The organism is Methylocystis sp. NC52PC (genome assembly GCF_055698645.1).
Genome location: NZ_CP170127.1, coordinates 757548 through 776890 on the forward strand (window position 1 = coordinate 757548; position 19343 = coordinate 776890).

Consider the following 19343-nt stretch of genomic DNA (forward strand, 5'->3'; position numbering starts at 1 on the left):
CGCGCCGCGCCCCTTTTCATTAATATGCCCCTTGCAAAGGTTATGGCTGTAGTTTCTGCACTTTCTGCCAGTTACCGCTGATCGTGTGTGTGTGCGCGCGCATATACACACGCGCGCATTCGATTAGGGTGTTCTGGAAAAAAGTGCAGAAACTACAGCCGTAAACTTAGGGGCAGAGATTTGAGGGGCTCGCGATGGAGGCCGGTTCCTGTCGCGAGGGGCACAGGGCTAGCTCTCAACCCGCCGGGGCTATCCAGCGGCCTTCCCTGCGGCCTTAGCGCACGGTCTACGGGGCCTAGGTCCGCGTAGCGTTGCCCCGATGGGCGGGAAAAGCGAAGATAAAGACAAGCTCTCGCCAGAAAAAATCTGGCGCTCGAAAGCCCGCCGCGCCAACGCGAGTCCACAAGGTGAAAGACGAAGCATAAACGCCACTGTGGTCGACGTTGCTAAACCTTATCAATTTGTCCAGCGTCTTTTGACGACTCCGAATATGCATCATATTCCGCATTCGTCTCAATTCGCTTGATTCTGCGAACCTTCGGCATATCCTGAGTAGTTATTATACAGCCCGTCATATAGCCCGCAGGGTTCATTCCCCTCGAAATCGAGCGCTGAAAGAGCGGGGCTTAACCGGGCGCTGTGAACGCTGAAAAGTTCAAGGTAGAAAATGCACGGCGCTAACCCGACTACTTGGAAACCGAAACCGAACAGTGAAAGGCCGGTTATCGCGAAGCGCAAACCGACCGCATCGAGCCGGATCACCAACGGCGCGAAAGTGCTGATGGCTGATGGCCGCTCCCCATGGAGTCGGCGCTATCGGGATATTGTCGCCCTGCATTGTTCCGACCTTGGCGGCTATGAACATTTGAGCCAAGCGGAAATCGCGATCATTCGCCGTGCTGCGACACTTCAAGTCGAATTAGAAGCCCAAGAGGCGGCGCTGGCGAGTGGCGAGAAGAAGATTGACCTTGTGACATTTGCGCAAGTCTCAAATGGAATGCGCCGCCTGCTCGAAACAGTCGGCATTAAGCGCGTGCCCCGCGACGTGACGCCGAGCCTTGCCGAAATCCTCAATGGCGATGGGGGCGCGTCATGATGGATATTGTGCAAATTATGGAGCACCCTGATCTATGGCAGCCGCTCTTTAAGAATCCATCATGGGGACCATGGAAAACGGCGCAACGCGCCATGTTCGGTCTGCCAATGTCAGAGAGCGACATTGAACTTTATCAGCAATGCACAGGGCGCACGACTCCGCCGACCAAACAATTTAAAGAGGCATACTTAATTTGCGGCAGACGCGCCGGGAAGTCATTCATGATGGCGACGACGGCGTGTTATCTCGCCTGCTTCTTCGATTACAAACCGTTCCTGAATATCGGCGAGCGCGCAACTCTGATGGTCATTGCCGCAGACCGCAAACAGGCGCGCACCATCATGCGTTATATCAGGGGCATATTGCAAACGCCCGCGTTAGTAAAAATGGTTTTGAATGAACGTGCTGAAAGCTTCGATCTAAACAACCGCGTGACGATTGAAGTTCACACTGCATCCTTCTCGACGACTCGCGGTTACAGCGTTTGCGGCTGTCTAATCGACGAATTGGCCTTCGTCGGGACTGGCGATGACGCCGTGGTGAGCGACACTGAAATCATTCGCGCCCTGCGTCCTGCTATGGCGATGATTCCAACGGCGATGTTGATTTGCGCCTCGTCGCCCTACGCGCGCAAAGGCAGTTTGTGGCGCGCATATGAAAAGCACTTCGCCAAGGACTCTTCAAACATCCTCGTTTGGAAAGCGCCGACAACTGTTATGAATCCCTCGTTCCCACAGGCAACAGTGGATGAAGCGATAGAGGAAGATTTGGAGGCGGCAAAAAGCGAGTATCTCGCCGAATTCCGCAATGATATTTCGAGTTATGTAGATGCAGACGTTGTAAATAACTGCGTGCTGCGCGGCGTCTATGAGATTCCCTATCGGTTTGATCAAACCTACGTGGCTATGGTTGACCCCTCTGGTGGGCATTCTGACTCGTTTACATTAGGAATCGCCACAAGTCGAATGGATTTAGACATTCAGATTTGCACGCTTGCTTGTGTGCGGGAATTCCGCCCGCCGTTCTCGCCTGCGCGTGTGATCGAAGAGATTTGCCAGATATTGCACACCTACAATATCAACACAGTTACGAGCGACCGCTACGCGGGCGAATTCCCCGCCGAACTGTTCCGCAATCACGGCGTCACGGTTGAACCATCTGAAAAGAGCAAGTCGGACTTGTATCGCGACGCCTTGCCATTGCTGAATTCGGGGCGCATCGAGCTACTCGATAATAAGCGCCTTATCTCGCAAATCTGTGGACTCGAAAGACGTGTGGCGCGCGGCGGTCGCGATTCGATTGATCATCCTCCCGGCTATGGTGCAAACGCACACGATGACGTGGCCAATAGCGCACTGGGGGCGCTTGTCTTAGCAAGCGGCATGTCTGCCGATGGCTTTAGCCTCGACATGTTCCTACGTGCGTATGGTTCTAAGCCAACGTTGTGGGAAGAGCGCCGCATGAGAGAAGAACAACGGCGAAAGGAAGAACAAGAACGCCTCGAAGCCGAACGACAAAAGCAGGAATCACATTCAGCGCAAGAACACGACGAGTCAACAAAAGACGATCAGCCATCAACGCACGACGATCATCGTTTGCCTGACGACTCCGACCAACCGCAGCAAATCGCTGCAAACATTCAACTGTAGAAGGAACCGCACCATGCCTCTCGACACTCTCAAACACGTTCGCGCAATGCAGGAAACCGCCCTCGCGCTCGAAGCGGAAGCCCGCGCCAATGGGCGCTACTCGAAAGATTGCAGCCGCGTAAACGATGCAATCACGCGTGGGCATAAGAGCGGCGTGGCGCTCTTGTGGGATGCAGCGGGGCGACTCGAAGTTGTAGATTTGAACGGGGGCGCAAAGCACGTGCAAGTGACCGATGAGGGCGAGCATGTGAGCATCGAGCACAACTTCGAAGGCTTGCACAATCCCGGCCGGGAAGAGAAGCGCCGCGACGAAACCAGCAAGATCGTGGAAGAAGCCTCCGCGCCCTACGAACAAGCGTCCGGCGAAAACTTCAAGAGAAGCGTGGCGCGTTCACATGAACGCTCGAAAGAAACCGAGGGGCGCTTTGAACCTGTAAACATGGCTGGCGATAAGGCCCGCGTCTCCGCCGAATTGAAGGCGAAGCAAGCACGCAACGCCGCCGATGCGAAAGCTTTCACGCGGTCGCAGTTCGAACGCAATGAGAGAATCGCAGCACAGATGCGCGCCGCCAGTGACAAGATTTGGAACAAAGGGGCATAACCATGGGGAATAACCCCCGCCAGCAACTACGTGAGTCCATCGACGCATATAGCGAGGCGCTCGACCAACTGCATCGTGCCGAGAATGTGCTGGCCCGCGCCCATGAAATGCTAGGGGCGCTCATGGCGAAGCGCGCTGACTTCGATACGCTCGATTCAGAAATAGCAACCGCGCGCGCAAATCTCGTGAAACAGGCGCTCGAAAGCGAAGATGACGCGCATTTGTCAGAGCCGGAGGGCTTCACGGCGGCAAAGCGCGCGCGCGATAATCTCGACCAAAAAATTGATGGGGTTCGCGACTCGATCAAGGTGCTTGAAGCCGAAGCGCTGGAAGCCCGTCGCAATGCAGAGCAAGCCGACTACAATCTCGATTGTTGCCGCGAGGGCGTTTTCATAAATGAAGCGGAAGCCATGTGCGATGAATTCCTTACGCGCCTGATGGACGTGCGCAAACTATGGAATCAAATTAGACACATGGCCATTCGCCAGATGCGCCGCACGCCGGGGGTGGTCGATATTAGTGGCAGACCCTATTGCGGCGATGGCGGAATGCGTCAAATCAGCATGTCGCCGAAAGTTGGACTGGCGCTGCGCGAAGACCCGATGGGCGATTACGACAGACGCGGGGGCCTAAAGCTCAGAGACGACGTTGGAAGGGCTGTAGCAGATTGGTGGGCAAGATTGCGCGTTGATCCGCTGGCGACATTCGAAGTGGAGGAAACTTTGATCGAAGATCGCGGCGAGTCGCTCATCGTGAAGGACGCCGCCGAATGAGCCTTTCCCGCCATCGGTTCGAACGTGTGGCCGCATGGGCGGGCGACTCCGCCGGTTCCTGTTTGCTGTCTGCATCCGGCAAATATGGGACCGGCGGTTTTTTCAGTTCCTCGCTTTGGTTCTCCTTCTTCTTCCCAAAGCGAGACGCGCCAACCACACGGTTCTCACAGTGCGCTGTGGTTCCGGCGCGAGCCGGGGGCCGGTGGAGTCGGCGGATGCGCGCATTCCATCGGTCCCTATCTTTCGCTTCGCTATGGAGCGGTCGCCTGTGCAATCCCATGGCGGAAAGCGCCGGGGGAAGGTTGTCGAAGCTTTCCCCGGCGATTCAATTCGAACAGCGGCGCGGACATGGTTGCCTGTACCTCCTATCGCGTCGCTCAGAATCCCGCGTGATCCATTAGATTGCGCGGGGCTCGCCCTATCGCTTGGTGAGCGAACGACGCTGAACTCGCTTAGCCGTTCCTCCTAGTAACAAATAAGATTGCCCCTCATCGCCGGTTCAAAGCGATCACGATATCGCCACGGCATAGAAGAACGCCGCCGCCACGATAGAGCGTGAAGATGACAGGGAATCAGTAAAGATACTTAATCCTAAAGATACTTAATCCTTTTGAACACCCATCCTAAAAGGCGCCTGGCAGCGCCTTCGTACCGCCTTATTTCCTGACCTGAAGCGCCGAAAGGCAGCTTCGTACAAACCATGGAGTATTTGCTCATGAGGAAGCTCCTTCTCATTCCCACCATTCTGGTCCTTTCAACGAGCTTCGCCTTTGCGCTCGATCTGAGCCAGTGGGCGAGCGTCAAACAGTCGATTGGCGACACCTCGAAGGGCGGCTTCGCGCTTAACAAGGCGTTCGTCGTGCAGGCACAGGTCCCGGTGAACCAATACCATGGCGATCTTTCGCAGAAGGCGAGCGTCAAACAGTCGATTGGCGACACCTCGAAGGGCGGCACGGCCATCAACAAGGCCGCGGTGATCCAGGCTCAGGTTCCGCTGAACTTCGGCGCTCCGTGAGAATAGCTCTGCGGTCTTGAAGTAGATCGCGGTCAATATGGCCGCGATCTCACCTCCAAAAGCGATTGAATGGCGATCTGTCATCGCCATCAACGACGAAAGCGGGGGAATAGAAAATGAAATATTGGCTTATTCCCGTTCTTGCTTGCATCGGCGTCGGCCAGGCGCACGCGGGCGATTTCATCAGCGTCAAGCCGAGCTTCATCGGCGTCAACTTCGGAAACAACCCGCTTTTGAGCGCCAAGGCCGGGGTGTCGCTGGGCCAACACAACACCGACAACACCACCCAGACCAGCCGCGTTAATTTCTACGGCGTCCAACAAGTCGCCATTGGCAAGGCAGGCAGCTCCCTCAGTAACGATACGACGGTCACTCAAGTCGGGAACCAAAGCTACGCGGGCGTTGGCCAGCACATTGAGTCTTTGCCTCCTTTGCCATCCGGTCAACCCTAGTTGGCGCGGCGGTCCAATAAACGGGGCGCAGGAAATATCGCTGACGATGGCGTGTGGGGGTGGGCCATGTTTGCATCAGATTGGCCTCATATCGACCACGAATGGCGCAACTGTAAACGCGCTATTCTAGCCTATCACGTCGGAGGCTGGCGCGAGGGGGAGTCGCCGCTGGACGCCCTCGCCCGGGCTCTGGGCGTTTCGGCGCAGAACATTCGATTACAACCGACCGACTCCGCGGCCAACGAACTTGAACAGCTTTCGGCCTGTCTGGGGGTGGGCTGGGGTGAATTTCCTGGGCTTAACATCGCGGAAGTTGTCTCCCTCGCGATATCAGCACTCAATGAAAAGCTCAGAGTAGTTCCGCCCGAGGTTTGCGCCTTTTTTGGCGCGCCGCAACAGCTTGAACCTTTCCCGCAAGCGCGTTCAAGTGGGGCGTCGCGAGAGATCGACGCGAGGGGCTTCCTATTGTAATCAATCTATAATTCGGCATCGGGCTCATGACGTTCCCAGAGCAATTGACCGCGAGCATGTTGCGGGCGTAGGGCGACGTTCCGGCCCTCGCGGCCGCGCAAGTCCTAAGTCGCGCGGGCTTCCGTGCCCCCTCACCGTCATGTTAAAGGCGACGGCCAGCTTTAACTTCTCCTGCCAGGTTACCAGATGGGAAGCCCCGTGGTACGCGAAAGGGACCGGGCATAGGTTAACCCTCCCATATTTCGCCCCTGCGCCAGCGCCCGCCGCTGCGGCGAGGAATCCATGAACGGCATGGGACGGGCGGCAAGGTCATTCCCTGGCTTCGTTTTGCTCCGCCAATGCCATCGCCAATGCCGCGTATTCTGCTACACCGCGTTTGAGCGCGTGTTCGCCGCGACTATTAGGCCGCCAGCGCCGTGATCCGCGCCAGCACGCGCTCGGCTCGCTTCCGAGAAAACGAAGGTGAAGCCGCCGAGAGGGGTTTCAATACTCCGGCGGCTTCGTGTCGGCGCGCCCGTATGGCAGGGGGCGTTTACCGACCGTCGCATGTCTCCTAATCGCTACGAAGCCCGTATGTGCGCGCACGCACAGCACACAGAGAAACTTTGTGAACGGCATTGATTCGATTCAGGCCCGCTTTTTGAACTTTGCTTTTTCTGCCGCTCGTCTTTGTGATTGACGCGAAAAAATGCAAATCGGCGCGAACGATCCTGTCGAGCGGCAAGTTAAGCGAGTAAAGCAAAAATAAGGGTATGATCATGCCGTCCCGGAAACTCAGCGTTGTGGCCCAGACCGAGTCGAGGGACGCTCTGGCAATTCAGCACGCGCTTGGCGTCGCTTTACGGCTTTCACACGAGAGGATTGCCGAAGAGGCACTGCCTCGCGATTTCGCGCTGTTGTTGATGCGGCTGGCGCTGGCCGAAGTTGTCGAAGGCACGTCGGAGGACGAAGGCGGGGCGCAAGAGTAAATGGGGGCGCACCCCTTCTTTCGCCGTTGACCAAAGACCCAACCGCTTCCCTTTGTCGTTAACGCGAAAATTGCCGCACAGAAACCATTTTCCTCACGTTGATTTGAAAGGTCCGAGAGAAACAAAGAGGGTGGCGCTATGTCTACTCCCGGCGTTGAAGATACGGCGCTCATTGAGCGCGAATTGGGGAGCGCCCTTCGATCCTTCTTTGGCCCAGTCATCTGTGAGCCATTGCCCGATCAAATACGGGCATTGCTTGATAAACTAGCAGCGATAGAAGCTCGTTGCGGCATGGATAAGAGGGGAGGCGCTTCAGCGGCCTCGCATTCGAATCGGGAAAACCTCAGACAGCGGTTCTTCATTATCTAGCTAGGAATAGACGGCCCGCCCGAAGGCGATGTTAGCAGGCGAGCCGTCGCTTGCCCCTGAAAAACCCTCTTGAAACACAAACACGGTAGCCCTTGCCTGCCAGCTTGAAAGGCGTGGCGGCGAGCGGACGACATCCGTATTTTCCCGCATTGCGCGAGCGGCGGTCGTTATTACGCTTGCTAACTTCTGCGTAAGCAGACTAGTCGGGCTGGCGGCGCGAACCTTCATTGGCTACGGGTGCGCCAGTCCGAAGAGTTGCCATTACTCCGCTTTTGATTAGTGCCGCAACACGCCCGAGCCGCCGCTTATAGCGGCATAGCTATCGCCACAGGGAAGCCGCGTGGTGCGCGAAACGAGGGTGGCCGGTAGGGTGGGGACCCCTCGTTTTTGGCGTTGCGCTAGCGTGCCCGACAGGGGCGAGGAATCCGTGAGAAACGCGGGCACGGGCGGCACACACGGGCAAACAGGTAACAGCGGAAGGGGAAGGGTGAAGTGGGCGCAAGTATGCACGGCCCGCCTCAAAACGTCGCATTGCATCGTATCGAGTCATCTACGAAATCATCTTCGTCAACTGTTTCTCATAAACAATCGAACCCCTGTTCGGGCCATGAAAAAGCAGCAACTCACGCCGCAAGACAAGGCGCTCGTTGAGCGACAAATCGCGAGCGGCCTTCGCTCTCTATATGACAAAGCGATTCTCGAACCGCTGCCCGAGGCGATGCAGACGTTGCTTGATATTTTACAGGCACGAGAGGGGCTCGCTACCGAACATGGTCCGGGCGCGTAGCGCGTGGAGTTATAATGGTGTAACGCCAAGCTTGGTTTTGCCAACGCTGCTGACGCTGCGGATGAAATTGCCCGACCTTGCATGACCATGCGACGCATGAATGCTTAACAATCTCTTAACGGTAAAATAGCCAGCACGACGTTCCGTGCAATGGGCGGGTAAGTTCCGGCGCTTCAGTGATTCCGGTGCGCCGCAATCTCGCCGCGTCACCTTGCGTCTATAGAGCCGCCGAGGCTGTGCGGGTTCGCCGACTTCCACGCCCGGCTGGCGGCTCGTTGGCCTAGCTCTCCGGCGAGCCGCCTCTACTGACTTCCCGGACTCGCGCAAGATGGCGCAGATGCGAAAAAAGGAAGCCGCCGGTAGGGGTTTCAGGGTCTTCCGGCGACTTCCCGTCGGCACGCCATTTTCGCAGGGACGTGACCGACAGGCATGTCTGATAGGGCCGGAAAGTCTCGTATGTGCGCCAGCGCATTGCGCGCGCGAAAATACCCTGTTGCCAAACAGCCACACGCTTTCACGAACCGAGTTCTAGATCAATGGCTTAGCTTTAACCATCGCTGAAACACGGCTAGGCTCGGACCGTTTCAAGGCGTATTTCAGGCGATCAGCGAGCGGCTCGTCCCTTTCTGGACCCTTTAGGGGCGGGCCGCTTTCTCACGCGGTCCCTGTGGCGCTCGCCATTGGCCCTCAGATGGTGCAACCGCAATGGCGCAGCGTCGTCTCTTTAAGACGGCGTAGCGGAAGACATTTTTGCTATGAAGTCGTCGGATTTCGTTGCGTTCTTCGAATCGAGTTGCGCCAAAATCTTGTCGTGCAACTGCTTCAACAGTTTGGCGTATTCGGTTACTTCCGCCTTCATTGACGCGGTTGACATGACTTCTTTCGACATAGCGAGCCTCCGGCGTTTGGGGCTGGAACAGCCACATCGAGCCCAACTGAACCGGGTCCTTTAGGAAAAATTAAGGCATCGGTCTAGAGCGCCTGCCACGCCGCTTTGGGGGTCAGCGCCGGGGCATGAGCGACGGTTGTTTTTGGACTCGCGCCGGAGCGCCCCCACCCAAGACGGGGGGGTGCTGGGATGCGACAAACAGGGCTTCGGCTCCTCCCTAGAGCTGGCACATGTTCTCGGTTGACTGGGCGTCTGGTCGCGCCATGTGGCGCGTTGTCGTCGGGTGGTGTCCGGCACGACAGGGAGATTCACCATGATGCGGCTTATGCTCAGAGCGAGCCTTGCGGGCGCGGTTCTTGCCAATGCCCAGTCCCTTCCCCCTTCCGAACCTCCCCGCGCGGAGGCAGCGCCTATTCCATATGACGAAGGCTACTCTGTGGATGTTCCGGATAGACCCGCCCCTCCTGCCGTTCAGGTGCCGAACGACGACTCAGACGGTTACTAACCCGCGCATTCGAGCGGCCCGCAGCATAAAAACGCCCCGCCGATACATCCACGGTCGGGGCGTCCCGTTTCGCTGGCGCTTGCGGCGGGGTCGCTCTCGACCTGCGGCCGACTTCTTCCCGGCCGCAGCTTCTTTGTCGTGAGCCGCCTATTGCTATTTATTCAACTATCCCCCGCGCACGGCCGCCGGGAACCTTGCAGGAACAACCAGTCCCAAGCCATCCGGGCTCGTTGAGCAAGCAAGTCTTCTCCGAGGTTGCACAGTAATAGCCCTCGCTCGCGACAGGCGCGGAATAGCTTGCGCCTGAATAGCCGTAAGTCCCCGAGCCATAATTTTCGCACGCAGATGGATAAGCGGAGCCATAATAGCCGTAGCTGTATGGGTAGCTTGCCGCTGCGCCGAGAGCCATGCCGCCAAAGCCCCAGCGGCCCCATCCTCGACGCATACCGGCATAGCCCCAGCGGCCATAACCCCATGTCGGACGCCACGCGGCATGACGGTAACCCCAGCCGGAGCCCCAATGGCGGTGTCCCCAACCGCCGCCATAGCGGCCCCATGCGGAAGCAGGAGTCGCAATCGACAGCGTAGTGATTGTCATCGCGGCGGCCAGCGCCGCAGTAATTGTCTTGCGTGAGTTCGTCATCAGCGGAACTCCCTCGGCCCGGTCTAGGCCCTTGTTGGACAAAGCCCCAACGCCGCCCCTGCAACGCGAGCCCTGCTTGGCTTGTTCCAGCGGGTGCGGGCGCTGCAAGCAGGCAACCGCCTGCCCTCGATGGGCGTCTTTGGTTTTGTCGCAATAGCTTACCTTCAGGAAAATTTTAGTGGCGGGCGGCTACATCCTTCTGTGGCCGGAGCACCATGCTCGGGGAGCCGTAGCGCACCCGTATTTCCCACAATGGCGTCAAGATGGGTGGCTCTAAATTAGAGCTGCACTGTCTGCATCTCCGCAGTGCCGAGGCTGGCGGCCAACGCCCATTGGCTCAAACGGCTGCCAGCCTTACCTCGGGGGCCATGTTCGACATTTAATCGCCGTCATTCCCAAAAAGGCGTAGCTCTATGTCCGATAATGCGGTGTTCCGTATCGTCTCGCGAATTTCACGAAGCTCAACTAAGATTTCTCGGAGTAACCATACAGCGGTCGATAACAAAAATATGAGAGCAGCTGAGAAGCTGCCAATCAGAATGGCAGGATAGGCAAAATCCAAAACCATTTTACCTTGTCTATTAGGTTGATTTGACATTGGCGCAACGCCAAGCTGCTTTACTATTCTTAAATTTGCGGCGTTAAGAAAGGAGCACCTGACGTTGCAGGACGTATCAGGCGCTTGATTTCTTAAGGAAGCGTTTGTTTTCGCAGAAAGTCACGCGGCACGAAGACAGGCGCGCGCGAATCCCTGAGTCCCAGATGACGCCCGCCGCTTCGCCAAGGATCAGCGCCGGGGCATAGCCGACGCGTGTTGAGGGACGCGGGGCAAGGACCGAGGCGGCGTCGTTTGAACGCTGCCCCGACGCTGGCAACAGACTGTATAACGAAGCTCAAAGCTTAACAGCAATGTCCAATAAATCCGGGCTTTCACGGGCGATTTTCGCAATAATCCCGGTAAGCGGGATTGGCGTGCGCGCCGAACAGCTCGCCTTTCAGCACTTCGGAAAAGCCGAGGATGGCGTTCAAGGGGGTGCGCAGCTCATGGCTCATCGTCGCCAGAAAGCGCGACTTCGCCAGATTGGCCTCCTCGGCGCGGCGGCGCGCTTCGTCGGAATTGGCTTTCGCCTGCTCGAGCTCCGCAATCAGCTCGTTCTTTTCGGCGCGGAAGAACAGGCTTTCGGAGGCGAGCTGATGGAAGCGCTTGGCGAGAGTGTAGAAAAACAACTGCGCCGCCGCGACCATGGCGAGCAGCACGCCGAGCGTGTCCGCGCCGGCGCGATTGACGAGCGTGATGTAAGCGACGGCCGCGAGCGAACTCGGCGCGATCGCCGCATACACGGCCGCGGGAATTGTCGCCGTCACCATGGTGTTGAAGGCCGAGGACAAGAGCAGCATCACAACCACGAGCGTGCGAGCGTTCGGGTCGTTGACGCTGAGCAACACCGCCGCATAGCCGGCCCAGAGGAAGCCGTGCAGGAGCTCGGTCACAACGAATCTCCTGCGCCACTCGATGACGGTCACCTTCGTGTCCTCGAGTCCAGCGAGGCCCCGCGCCATGTTGACGCAAAGGGCCATGCTCGAAAGCGCCAGGACGAGCCAGACGAGAGTCTTCGTCGCCGGAACCCAGAACAGGGCGAGAAGCGCCAGCATCAGAATGAGACAGGCGGCGCCGAAGGCGGATTTGCTCCGCGCTTCCGCATAGGCGCGCAGCAATTCGAGATCCGTGCCCCTGTGTCCCGTGTCGGAGGTCGTCAAGCGCTCGCGCGCCGCGCGCATGTGCGCGCCCATGCGGCGTTTCCTGGTCGCGGCCTGGGGATCGAGTCCGCGCCCGCGTTCAATCATCTCAGCGGTGACTTCGCTCATGCTCAACTGTGCATGCAGGACCGCCGTCAAAATCGGCGAAGCGCGATAATCGCCCGGAAACATTAACGGCGCGCTCACGGCAGGGTTTAAATTGAACGGGCCGCTGTGGCGATGATAGACTTCGAAAATGCTGCTCTACGATACGCCGCGCGCGCCCAACCCCAAGCGGGTTCGTATGTTTCTCGCGGAAAAAGGCGTCCCCATCCCCACCCGCGAGATCAATCTCCTCGCGCTCGAGCACAAGAGTGACGACTACGCGCGCATCAACCCCTTCCACCGCGTGCCGGCGCTCGTGCTCGACGACGGCGCCGTATTGACGGAGAGCGTGTCGATCTGCCGCTATATCGAAACCCTCTATCCCGAGCCGCCGCTCTTCGGGCGCGACGGCCGCGAGGCGGCCTTTATCGACATGTGGCAGCGGCGGATGGAGTTCGAGCTGTTCATGCCGGTGGCGCACGCCTTCCGCCACAGCCACCCGCGGCTCGCCGCGCTGGAGCAGCCACAGTTCCCGGACTTTGCGCAGGCTCAGCGCGGGCGGGCCGTGGACGCGATGCGCTGGCTCGACGGCGAACTCGCCGCGCGCCGCCATGTCGCGGGCGACGCCTTCACCATTGCCGACATCACCGCCTTCGTCGCGCTGGAGCTGTCGCCGCTCGCCCGCGTCGACGTCCCGGGAGAATTGGCGCATTTGGCGCGGTGGCGATCGGACGTGGCGGCGCGGCCGAGCGCGGCCGCCTGACGCGCAACATGAGGCGCGACAGACCCGAGACGTTGGAAGAATTGTCGGCGCGGATTCGCGCCTGCCGCCATTGCGCGCAGGCCCCCGCGCCCCTGCCGCACGCCCCGCGTCCGGTGTTTCGGGTCTCGCCGACCGCGCGGCTGCTCGTCGCGAGCCAGGCGCCCGGCAATCTCGTCAACCAGACCGGCATTCCCTTCAATGATCCATCGGGTGAACGGCTGCGCGCATGGATGGGCGTGGATCGCGACACGTTCTACGACGTCTCGCGCGTCGCCATCGCGCCAATGGGCTTCTGCTTTCCCGGCAATGACGCGGCGGGCGGCGATCTGCCGCCGCGCCCCGAATGCCGCACGCTCTGGCACGACGCGCTGTTTTCGGCCATGCCGCAGATCGAGACCGTGCTGGCGATCGGCCGCTATGCGCAGGACTACCACTTCGCCCGGCTCGGCCACGCTCTGCCCAGAGGCGCCAGCGTCTCCGGGATCGTCGCGCGCTGGCGGGAGTTTCAGGGCGGGCGGCCGCTGCTCTTCCCGCTGCCGCATCCCTCCTGGCGCAACACGGGCTGGCTGAAGAAAAACCCCTGGTTCGAGGCGGAAGTCCTGCCGGTGTTGCGCGCAGAAGTGGCGCGTCTCGTTCAAGGCGCGACTCACCCCCGCCCGCGATAAGGGGGCACCCCCTGATCGGGCAGCCACAGCCCCTCGGGGGGCGCGCCGGTCTGCCAGAACACGTCGATCGGCATGCCGCCGCGCGGATACCAATAGCCGCCGATGCGCAGCCATTGCGGCGTCATCGCCGCGACGAGATCGCGGGCGATGCGCAGCGTGCAGTCTTCGTGAAAGGCGCCGTGGTTGCGAAAGCTTCCGAGATAAAGCTTCAGCGCCTTGGACTCGATGAGCCATTCGCCTGGCGCATAGTCGATGACAATGTGCGCGAAATCGGGCTGGCCGGTCACCGGGCAGAGCGAGGTGAATTCCGGCGCCGTGAAGCGGACCAGATAAGCGACGCCCTTGTGCGGATTGGGCACGAGATCGAGCTTCGCCTCGTCGGGCGAAGCGGGGAGCTTGGCTTGCACGCCGAGAAGCGACGCGCCTTCGTGGATCTTCGTCATGGAAGGCTAAAGATAACGCTGCGGCCCGCCCGTCAAGAAGGACGCGCGCGGCGGCGTGGCCGGCGGAAAGGAAGGACGAAGAAAGGAAGGATGAAGGAAGCAACGCTGACAGAAGGATTTCCTCATCCTGAGGAGCCTGCGAAGCAGGCGTCTCGAAGGACGAGGAAATCCGTCAACCCGGAAGACGCCCCGTCACGGATCGCGATCGTCGGCGCATTCGCCGGTGCGCAGGGTGATCGGATGCGCGGTCATCCAGCCCGAAAGAAAGCGGTTCGTGTCGGACTTCAGGGCCGCCTGCATTTCGGCGCGAATGACCTCCAGCCATTTCTGCCGCCGGTCGGGCGTGTTCATCTCGGCCGGCACGCCGAGGTCGATCGCCTTGACCGCGAACTGAAACGGTTGCGTATGCCAGAAGGCGACGGCGCCGCCGCCCGGCATGGCCTCGATCGCCGATTCGGGCAGGCGGGCGAGCTTTTCCTGTTCGGCGACAGGCACGGGCTCGGCCGTGCCGTTCTGGGGCGCGGCGACGACGACGCCATTTCGGAAAAAGAGATTGGTCACCGCCCCCTTGCGCGCGGCCGCCAGATTGCCGCCGATGACGAAGGTCGCGCTGGACTTTTCCCCCGCGCATTTGAGCATGCGGTCGAAACAGGCGGCGACGCCCGACTCATGGGCGGCGCAGCTCGTCTCGATCCATTTGGCCATGGTCTCGGGCTTGACGTCGAGAATATAGGCGATGCCCTGCGGATAGTCGCAGCGCTGCGCCAGCGCCGCCGGCCAGCCCATGAAATCCTCGGAAAGCGGGGCGCAGGCTCCCGCCCGAACCGGGGACTTGTCGAACATGGCTTTCACCGCCGCCGTATGTTCCGCCGTCTGCGCCAAAGCGCCGTGACTGGCCGTCAACATCGCCGCCGCGGCGAGCGCCCGCGCTCTCCTGTCGAACGTCATGTTTCTCTCCCGCTCTTGTCTTTTTCGGCGTGACGCTGAGCAAAGCTCGGCCGACTCGCGTTTTTTCTTGATAAAGCTCAAGGTAGTCCCCGACCCGCGCCAGTCAACCGCTTTCCCGCCGGCCTGCGGCAGGGGCGTCCCGAAATGCCGCTCATAACGCGCGCCAAGGCTTTCCCGCGCCGGCTAATAAGGCTAAAAGGCGGCGCTGCTCCGCGGCGCACCCAAAAGAGGCCCTTCACATGACCGAGATCATCGACATCCACGCCCGTGAAATTCTCGACTCGCGCGGGAATCCAACCGTCGAGGTCGATGTGACGCTCGAAGACGGGTCTTCCGGCCGCGCGGCGGTCCCCTCGGGCGCCTCGACGGGCGCGCATGAGGCCGTGGAGAAGCGCGACGGCGATCCCAAGCGCTACCTCGGCAAAGGCGTCCTGCAGGCCGTCGACAATGTGAATGACGAGATCGCCGGCGCGCTGCTCGGCCTCGACGCCGAGGACCAGGTCGGCATCGACCAGGCCATGATCCGGCTCGACGGCACGCCGAACAAGTCGCGCCTCGGCGCCAACGCCATTCTCGGCGTCTCGCTCGCCGTCGCCAAGGCCGCCGCGGAAGCCTCCGCCCTGCCGCTCTACCGCTATGTCGGCGGCACGCAGGCGCGCGTCCTGCCGACCCCGATGATGAACATCGTCAATGGCGGCGTCCATGCCGACAACCCGATCGACTTCCAGGAATTCATGGTTCTACCGACGGGCGCCGATAACGTCCGCGACGCGATCCGCTGGGGCGCGGAGATTTTCCACACACTGAAAAGCGCGTTGAAGAAGGCCGGCCATTCGACCTCGGTCGGCGACGAGGGCGGCTTCGCGCCCAATCTTCCTTCCGCCGAAGCGGCGCTCGACTTCATCATGAAGGCGATCGAGACCGCGGGCTTCAAGCCGGGCGTCGACGTGATGCTGGGCTCCGACTGCGCCGCGACCGAGTTCTTCAAGGACGGCAAATATGTTTATGAAGGCGAGGGCGTGACGCGTTCGATCGACGAGCAGGTCGCCTATCTCGCCAAGCTCGCCAATAACTATCCGATCGTCTCGATCGAGGACGGCATGGCCGAAGACGATTGGGAGGGCTGGAAGAAGCTCACCGACGCCATCGGCAAGAAGGTGCAGCTCGTCGGCGACGATCTCTTCGTGACGAACGTCACCCGCCTGAGTCAGGGCGTCAAGACCGGCACGGCCAATTCGATCCTCGTCAAGGTCAATCAGATCGGCTCGCTCACCGAGACGATCTCGGCGGTCGATATGGCGCATCGCGCCGGCTACACCAGCGTCATGTCGCATCGCTCCGGCGAGACCGAGGATTCGACGATCGCCGATCTCGCGGTGGCGCTGAACTGCGGCCAGATCAAAACCGGCTCGCTCGCCCGCTCCGACCGCACCGCCAAATACAACCAGCTCATCCGCATCGAGGAAGAGCTGGGCGACGCGGCGATTTACGCCGGCAGGAGCGCGCTGAAGGCGCTGGCCTGATCGCTGACGATCTCTCCGCTCACATCCCTCCCCTTAGCGGGGAGGGTGGCGAGCGGAGCGAGCCGGGTGGGGTCCGGCTCCGAGTTTCTCGCTGTTGCGGCCTATACCCCACCCGACCCGGCTTCGCCGGGCCACCCTCCCCGTAAAGGGGAGGGATTTTTGTAACTGAGGCGTTCGGCTTTACCGATGACCATGGAAAAAACCTTCGACCCCCGCTCCATCGAGAGCCGCATCCGCGAAACCTGGGAAGAGGCCCAGGCCTTCCGCGCCGGGCGTCCCGAACGCGCGCAGGCCGCGCCCTATTCCATCGTTATCCCGCCGCCCAACGTCACCGGCAGCCTGCACATGGGCCATGCGCTCAACAATACGCTGCAGGACATTCTCGTGCGCCACCACCGCATGAAGGGCGAGGACGTGTTGTGGCAGCCGGGCACGGATCACGCCGGCATCGCGACGCAGATGGTGGTCGAGCGCCAGCTCATGGAGCGGCAAGAGCAGGGCCGCCGCGCCATGGGCCGCGAGAAATTCCTCGAACGCGTCTGGGAATGGAAGGCGGAGTCCGGCGGCCAGATCGTCGAGCAGTTGAAGCGCCTCGGCGCCTCCTGCGACTGGTCGCGCGAGCGCTTCACGCTGGACGACGGCCTGTCGCGCGCAGTCGTGAAAGTCTTCGTGCAGCTCTATCGCGACGGGCTGCTCTATAAGGACAAGCGCCTCGTCAATTGGGACCCGGCGCTGCACACGGCGATCTCCGATCTCGAAGTGCTGCAGCAGGAAGTGAAGGGCCACTTATGGCGCTTCAAATATCCTGTTGTCGACGACAACGGCAAAGAGACCGGCGACTTCATCGTCGTCGCCACGACGCGCCCCGAGACGATGCTGGGCGACACGGCCGTCGCCGTGCATCCGGAAGACGAGCGCTACAAGGCGCTGGTCGGCAAGAAGCTGCGCCTGCCGCTCGTCGGCCGTCTGATTCCGGTGGTTGCGGACGAGTATTCCGATCCCGAAAAGGGAACGGGCGCGGTGAAGATCACCCCCGCGCATGACTTCAACGATTTCGAGGTCGGCAAGCGGCATGGCCTGCGGCTCGTCAATGTGCTCGACGCGCAGGCGCGCATGATGCTTGCCGCCAACGCCGAGTTTCACGAGGGGACGCCGCCCTCAGACGAACTCGCGGCCGTTGTCGCCGCACTCGACGGACAGGATCGTTTCGTCGCGCGCAAGCGCGTCGTCGAGATGATGGAAGAGCGCGGCCTGCTCGACGGGATCGACGACCACAAGCACATGGTCCCGCATGGCGACCGCTCCAACGCCGTGCTGGAGCCGCGCTTGACGGACCAATGGTATGTCGACGCCAAGACGCTGGCGCAGCCGGCGCTCGCCGCCGTCCGCGAGGGCCGCACCAGCTTCGTGCCCAAGAACTGGGAAAAGACCTACTTCGAGTGGCTCGACAATATTCAGCCTTGGTGCGTGTCGCGCCAGCTGTGGTGGGGTCATCGCATTCCGGCCTGGTACGACGCCGACGGCAATGTCTATGTCGAGGAGAGCGAAGAGGCGGCCCACGCCGCCGCCCGCGCGCGCACCGGCGAGAATGTGGCGCTCACCCGCGACGAAGACGTCCTCGACACCTGGTTCTCTTCGGCGCTGTGGCCGTTCTCGACGCTCGGCTGGCCGGACGAGACGCCGGAGCTCGCGCGCTTCTATCCGACCAATGTTCTCGTCACGGGCTTCGACATCATCTTCTTCTGGGTCGCCCGCATGATGATGATGGGCCTGCACTTCAAGAAGGAGATCCCCTTCCGCGACGTCTACATCCACGCGCTCGTCCGCGACGAGAAGGGCGCGAAGATGTCGAAGTCGAAGGGCAATGTCATCGACCCGCTGCATTTGATCGACGAATACGGCGCCGATGCGCTGCGCTTCACGCTCGCCGCCATGGCGGCGCAGGGCCGCGACATCAAGCTCTCGACCCAGCGCGTCGAAGGCTACCGCAATTTCGCGACGAAGCTGTGGAACGCTTCGCGCTTCGCCGAGATGAACGGCTGCGCGCGCGTCTCGGGCTATGACCCGCGCGCCAATCAGGTCACGCTCAACCGCTGGATCGTCGGCGAAGCGGCGCGCGCGGCGCAGGAGGTCTCCGCCGCCATCGACGCCTATCGCTTCAACGAGGCGGCCGGCGCCGCCTATCGCTTCGTCTGGAACGTCTTCTGCGACTGGTATGTGGAGCTGTCGAAGCCGCTGCTCACCGGCCCCGACGGCGCCGCCAAGGACGAGACGCGGGCGACGACCGCCTTCGTGCTCGACCAGATTTACGCGCTGCTGCATCCCTTCATGCCCTTCATCACCGAGGAGCTGTGGGCGATCAAAGGCGCCGAGGGGCCCAAGCGCGAGAGCCTGCTGGCGCTGAGCCAATGGCCATCCCTCCACGGGCTCGAGGATGCGCTCGCTGAGACCGAGATCGGCTGGGTCGTCGACCTCGTCTCGGAAATCCGCTCGCTGCGCGCGGAGATGAACTTAACGAGCGAGACCGAGCTTCTGCTGATCGGCGCCGACGCCGAAGTGCAGGCGCGCGCCTCGCGCTGGGATGAAACGATCCGCAAGCTCGCGCGTCTCTCCCGCATCGGCTTCGCCGAGGCCGCGCCCAAATCCTCGGCGCAGATCATCGTGCGCGGCGGCGTCGTCGCCATGCCGCTCGAAGGCGTGATCGACCTCGCCGCCGAAAAGACCCGCCTCGCCAAGGAAATCGCCAAGCTCGAGGGCGAGGCGAAGAAGGTCGAGGCGAAGCTCGGCAATCCCGGCTTCATGGCCAAGGCCGACGAGGACGTCATCGAAGAGCACAAGGAGCGCCGCGAGGAAGCGCTGGCGCGCATCGAGAAGCTCACCGCGGCGCTCGGGCGGCTGGGGTAACGCCCGACGCCGATCGCGCGCCGCATCCCTTCCCCGC

The 19343-nt window shown here is 61.0% G+C and carries 19 protein-coding genes; 14 read left to right on the forward strand and 5 right to left on the reverse strand.

The window, feature by feature from the left end:
• The first annotated feature begins 667 nt into the window (after positions 1 to 667).
• The 10 genes from ACETII_RS05565 (at position 668) to ACETII_RS05610 (ending at position 8181) form a co-directional block, all read left to right on the forward strand.
• A complete protein-coding gene (locus tag ACETII_RS05565; protein ID WP_472787408.1) occupies positions 668 to 1096 on the forward strand; it encodes a hypothetical protein in 429 nt (142 codons plus the stop codon).
• Entirely contained in the window at positions 1093 to 2745 is a 1653-nt protein-coding gene (locus tag ACETII_RS05570; RefSeq protein ID WP_472787409.1) for a hypothetical protein, read from the forward strand. The genes ACETII_RS05565 and ACETII_RS05570 overlap by 4 nt, the downstream gene beginning before the upstream one ends.
• A 13-nt stretch (positions 2746 to 2758) precedes the next feature.
• Positions 2759 to 3346, forward strand: coding sequence for a hypothetical protein (locus ACETII_RS05575; RefSeq protein ID WP_472787410.1), 588 nt, complete (start codon positions 2759 to 2761; stop codon positions 3344 to 3346).
• A 2-nt stretch (positions 3347 to 3348) separates the two neighbouring features.
• A complete protein-coding gene (locus ACETII_RS05580) occupies positions 3349 to 4119 on the forward strand; it encodes a hypothetical protein (protein ID WP_472787411.1) in 771 nt (256 codons plus the stop codon).
• Positions 4120 to 4834: 715 nt separating this feature from the next.
• Positions 4835 to 5134: a hypothetical protein gene (locus tag ACETII_RS05585; protein WP_472787412.1), complete on the forward strand. Its 300-nt coding sequence runs from the start codon at positions 4835 to 4837 to the stop codon at positions 5132 to 5134.
• A 116-nt stretch (positions 5135 to 5250) separates the two neighbouring features.
• Positions 5251 to 5586 (forward strand): hypothetical protein, encoded by a 336-nt coding sequence (locus tag ACETII_RS05590; protein WP_472787413.1) that lies wholly within the window; start codon positions 5251 to 5253, stop codon positions 5584 to 5586.
• 66 nt (positions 5587 to 5652) lie between these two features.
• On the forward strand, positions 5653 to 6057 hold the full coding sequence (locus ACETII_RS05595) for a hypothetical protein (protein WP_472787414.1): 405 nt from the start codon (positions 5653 to 5655) through the stop codon (positions 6055 to 6057).
• A 752-nt stretch (positions 6058 to 6809) separates the two neighbouring features.
• Positions 6810 to 7025 (forward strand): hypothetical protein, encoded by a 216-nt coding sequence (locus ACETII_RS05600; RefSeq protein ID WP_472787415.1) that lies wholly within the window; start codon positions 6810 to 6812, stop codon positions 7023 to 7025.
• A 138-nt stretch (positions 7026 to 7163) separates the two neighbouring features.
• Complete coding sequence (locus ACETII_RS05605) at positions 7164 to 7394, forward strand: NepR family anti-sigma factor (protein WP_472787416.1); 231 nt, start codon at positions 7164 to 7166, stop codon at positions 7392 to 7394.
• A 607-nt stretch (positions 7395 to 8001) separates the two neighbouring features.
• Positions 8002 to 8181: a NepR family anti-sigma factor gene (locus tag ACETII_RS05610; RefSeq protein WP_472787417.1), complete on the forward strand. Its 180-nt coding sequence runs from the start codon at positions 8002 to 8004 to the stop codon at positions 8179 to 8181.
• 724 nt (positions 8182 to 8905) lie between these two features.
• Here ACETII_RS05610 and ACETII_RS05615 read toward each other — a convergent pair.
• From ACETII_RS05615 to ACETII_RS05625, 3 genes are all read right to left on the reverse strand, one after another.
• Positions 8906 to 9055 carry a hypothetical protein gene (locus ACETII_RS05615; RefSeq protein ID WP_472787418.1) on the reverse strand — a complete coding sequence of 50 codons (150 nt, stop codon included), beginning with the start codon at positions 9053 to 9055 and terminating at the stop codon, positions 8906 to 8908.
• Between the two features lie 677 nt (positions 9056 to 9732).
• The gene (locus ACETII_RS05620) at positions 9733 to 10218 is read right to left on the reverse strand and encodes a hypothetical protein (RefSeq protein WP_472787419.1); all 486 of its coding nucleotides are present in this window, start codon (positions 10216 to 10218) and stop codon (positions 9733 to 9735) included.
• 930 nt (positions 10219 to 11148) lie between these two features.
• The gene (locus ACETII_RS05625) at positions 11149 to 12147 is read right to left on the reverse strand and encodes a sensor histidine kinase (protein WP_472787420.1); all 999 of its coding nucleotides are present in this window, start codon (positions 12145 to 12147) and stop codon (positions 11149 to 11151) included.
• Positions 12148 to 12211: 64 nt separating this feature from the next.
• On the opposite strand from ACETII_RS05625, the gene ACETII_RS05630 reads away from it, so the two are divergent.
• Both ACETII_RS05630 and ACETII_RS05635 read left to right on the forward strand, forming a co-directional pair.
• Entirely contained in the window at positions 12212 to 12823 is a 612-nt protein-coding gene (locus ACETII_RS05630; protein ID WP_472787421.1) for a glutathione S-transferase family protein, read from the forward strand.
• A gap of 8 nt (positions 12824 to 12831) precedes the next feature.
• Positions 12832 to 13488 (forward strand): uracil-DNA glycosylase family protein, encoded by a 657-nt coding sequence (locus ACETII_RS05635; protein ID WP_363349904.1) that lies wholly within the window; start codon positions 12832 to 12834, stop codon positions 13486 to 13488.
• On the opposite strand, the gene queF is transcribed toward ACETII_RS05635, so the two are convergent.
• Both queF and ACETII_RS05645 read right to left on the reverse strand, forming a co-directional pair.
• The gene (queF, locus tag ACETII_RS05640; RefSeq protein ID WP_363349905.1) at positions 13470 to 13931 is read right to left on the reverse strand and encodes a preQ(1) synthase; all 462 of its coding nucleotides are present in this window, start codon (positions 13929 to 13931) and stop codon (positions 13470 to 13472) included. The genes ACETII_RS05635 and queF overlap by 19 nt on opposite strands.
• A gap of 192 nt (positions 13932 to 14123) precedes the next feature.
• Complete coding sequence (locus ACETII_RS05645) at positions 14124 to 14879, reverse strand: hypothetical protein (protein ID WP_472787422.1); 756 nt, start codon at positions 14877 to 14879, stop codon at positions 14124 to 14126.
• A 239-nt stretch (positions 14880 to 15118) separates the two neighbouring features.
• On the opposite strand from ACETII_RS05645, the gene eno reads away from it, so the two are divergent.
• Both eno and ACETII_RS05655 read left to right on the forward strand, forming a co-directional pair.
• A complete protein-coding gene (gene eno / locus ACETII_RS05650) occupies positions 15119 to 16402 on the forward strand; it encodes a phosphopyruvate hydratase (protein WP_363349907.1) in 1284 nt (427 codons plus the stop codon).
• 192 nt (positions 16403 to 16594) lie between these two features.
• Positions 16595 to 19306: a valine--tRNA ligase gene (locus ACETII_RS05655; RefSeq protein ID WP_472788120.1), complete on the forward strand. Its 2712-nt coding sequence runs from the start codon at positions 16595 to 16597 to the stop codon at positions 19304 to 19306.
• Positions 19307 to 19343: the final 37 nt, after the last annotated feature.

What these genes read in the sequence shown, in the direction of transcription:
- ACETII_RS05610 (WP_472787417.1), top strand. Translation starts at nt 8,002, where the DNA reads ATGAAAAAGCAGCAACTCACGCCGCAAGACAAGGCGCTCGTTGAGCGA.
- ACETII_RS05580 (WP_472787411.1), top strand. Translation starts at nt 3,349, where the DNA reads ATGGGGAATAACCCCCGCCAGCAACTACGTGAGTCCATCGACGCATAT.
- ACETII_RS05615 (WP_472787418.1), bottom strand. Translation starts at nt 9,055, where the DNA reads ATGTCAACCGCGTCAATGAAGGCGGAAGTAACCGAATACGCCAAACTG.
- ACETII_RS05585 (WP_472787412.1), top strand. Translation starts at nt 4,835, where the DNA reads ATGAGGAAGCTCCTTCTCATTCCCACCATTCTGGTCCTTTCAACGAGC.
- ACETII_RS05645 (WP_472787422.1), bottom strand. Translation starts at nt 14,879, where the DNA reads ATGACGTTCGACAGGAGAGCGCGGGCGCTCGCCGCGGCGGCGATGTTG.
- eno (WP_363349907.1), top strand. Translation starts at nt 15,119, where the DNA reads ATGACCGAGATCATCGACATCCACGCCCGTGAAATTCTCGACTCGCGC.
- ACETII_RS05575 (WP_472787410.1), top strand. Translation starts at nt 2,759, where the DNA reads ATGCCTCTCGACACTCTCAAACACGTTCGCGCAATGCAGGAAACCGCC.
- ACETII_RS05620 (WP_472787419.1), bottom strand. Translation starts at nt 10,218, where the DNA reads ATGACGAACTCACGCAAGACAATTACTGCGGCGCTGGCCGCCGCGATG.
- ACETII_RS05605 (WP_472787416.1), top strand. Translation starts at nt 7,164, where the DNA reads ATGTCTACTCCCGGCGTTGAAGATACGGCGCTCATTGAGCGCGAATTG.
- ACETII_RS05625 (WP_472787420.1), bottom strand. Translation starts at nt 12,147, where the DNA reads ATGTTTCCGGGCGATTATCGCGCTTCGCCGATTTTGACGGCGGTCCTG.
- ACETII_RS05600 (WP_472787415.1), top strand. Translation starts at nt 6,810, where the DNA reads ATGATCATGCCGTCCCGGAAACTCAGCGTTGTGGCCCAGACCGAGTCG.
- ACETII_RS05655 (WP_472788120.1), top strand. Translation starts at nt 16,595, where the DNA reads ATGGAAAAAACCTTCGACCCCCGCTCCATCGAGAGCCGCATCCGCGAA.
- ACETII_RS05570 (WP_472787409.1), top strand. Translation starts at nt 1,093, where the DNA reads ATGATGGATATTGTGCAAATTATGGAGCACCCTGATCTATGGCAGCCG.
- ACETII_RS05595 (WP_472787414.1), top strand. Translation starts at nt 5,653, where the DNA reads ATGTTTGCATCAGATTGGCCTCATATCGACCACGAATGGCGCAACTGT.
- ACETII_RS05590 (WP_472787413.1), top strand. Translation starts at nt 5,251, where the DNA reads ATGAAATATTGGCTTATTCCCGTTCTTGCTTGCATCGGCGTCGGCCAG.
- ACETII_RS05635 (WP_363349904.1), top strand. Translation starts at nt 12,832, where the DNA reads ATGAGGCGCGACAGACCCGAGACGTTGGAAGAATTGTCGGCGCGGATT.
- ACETII_RS05565 (WP_472787408.1), top strand. Translation starts at nt 668, where the DNA reads ATGCACGGCGCTAACCCGACTACTTGGAAACCGAAACCGAACAGTGAA.
- queF (WP_363349905.1), bottom strand. Translation starts at nt 13,931, where the DNA reads ATGACGAAGATCCACGAAGGCGCGTCGCTTCTCGGCGTGCAAGCCAAG.
- ACETII_RS05630 (WP_472787421.1), top strand. Translation starts at nt 12,212, where the DNA reads ATGCTGCTCTACGATACGCCGCGCGCGCCCAACCCCAAGCGGGTTCGT.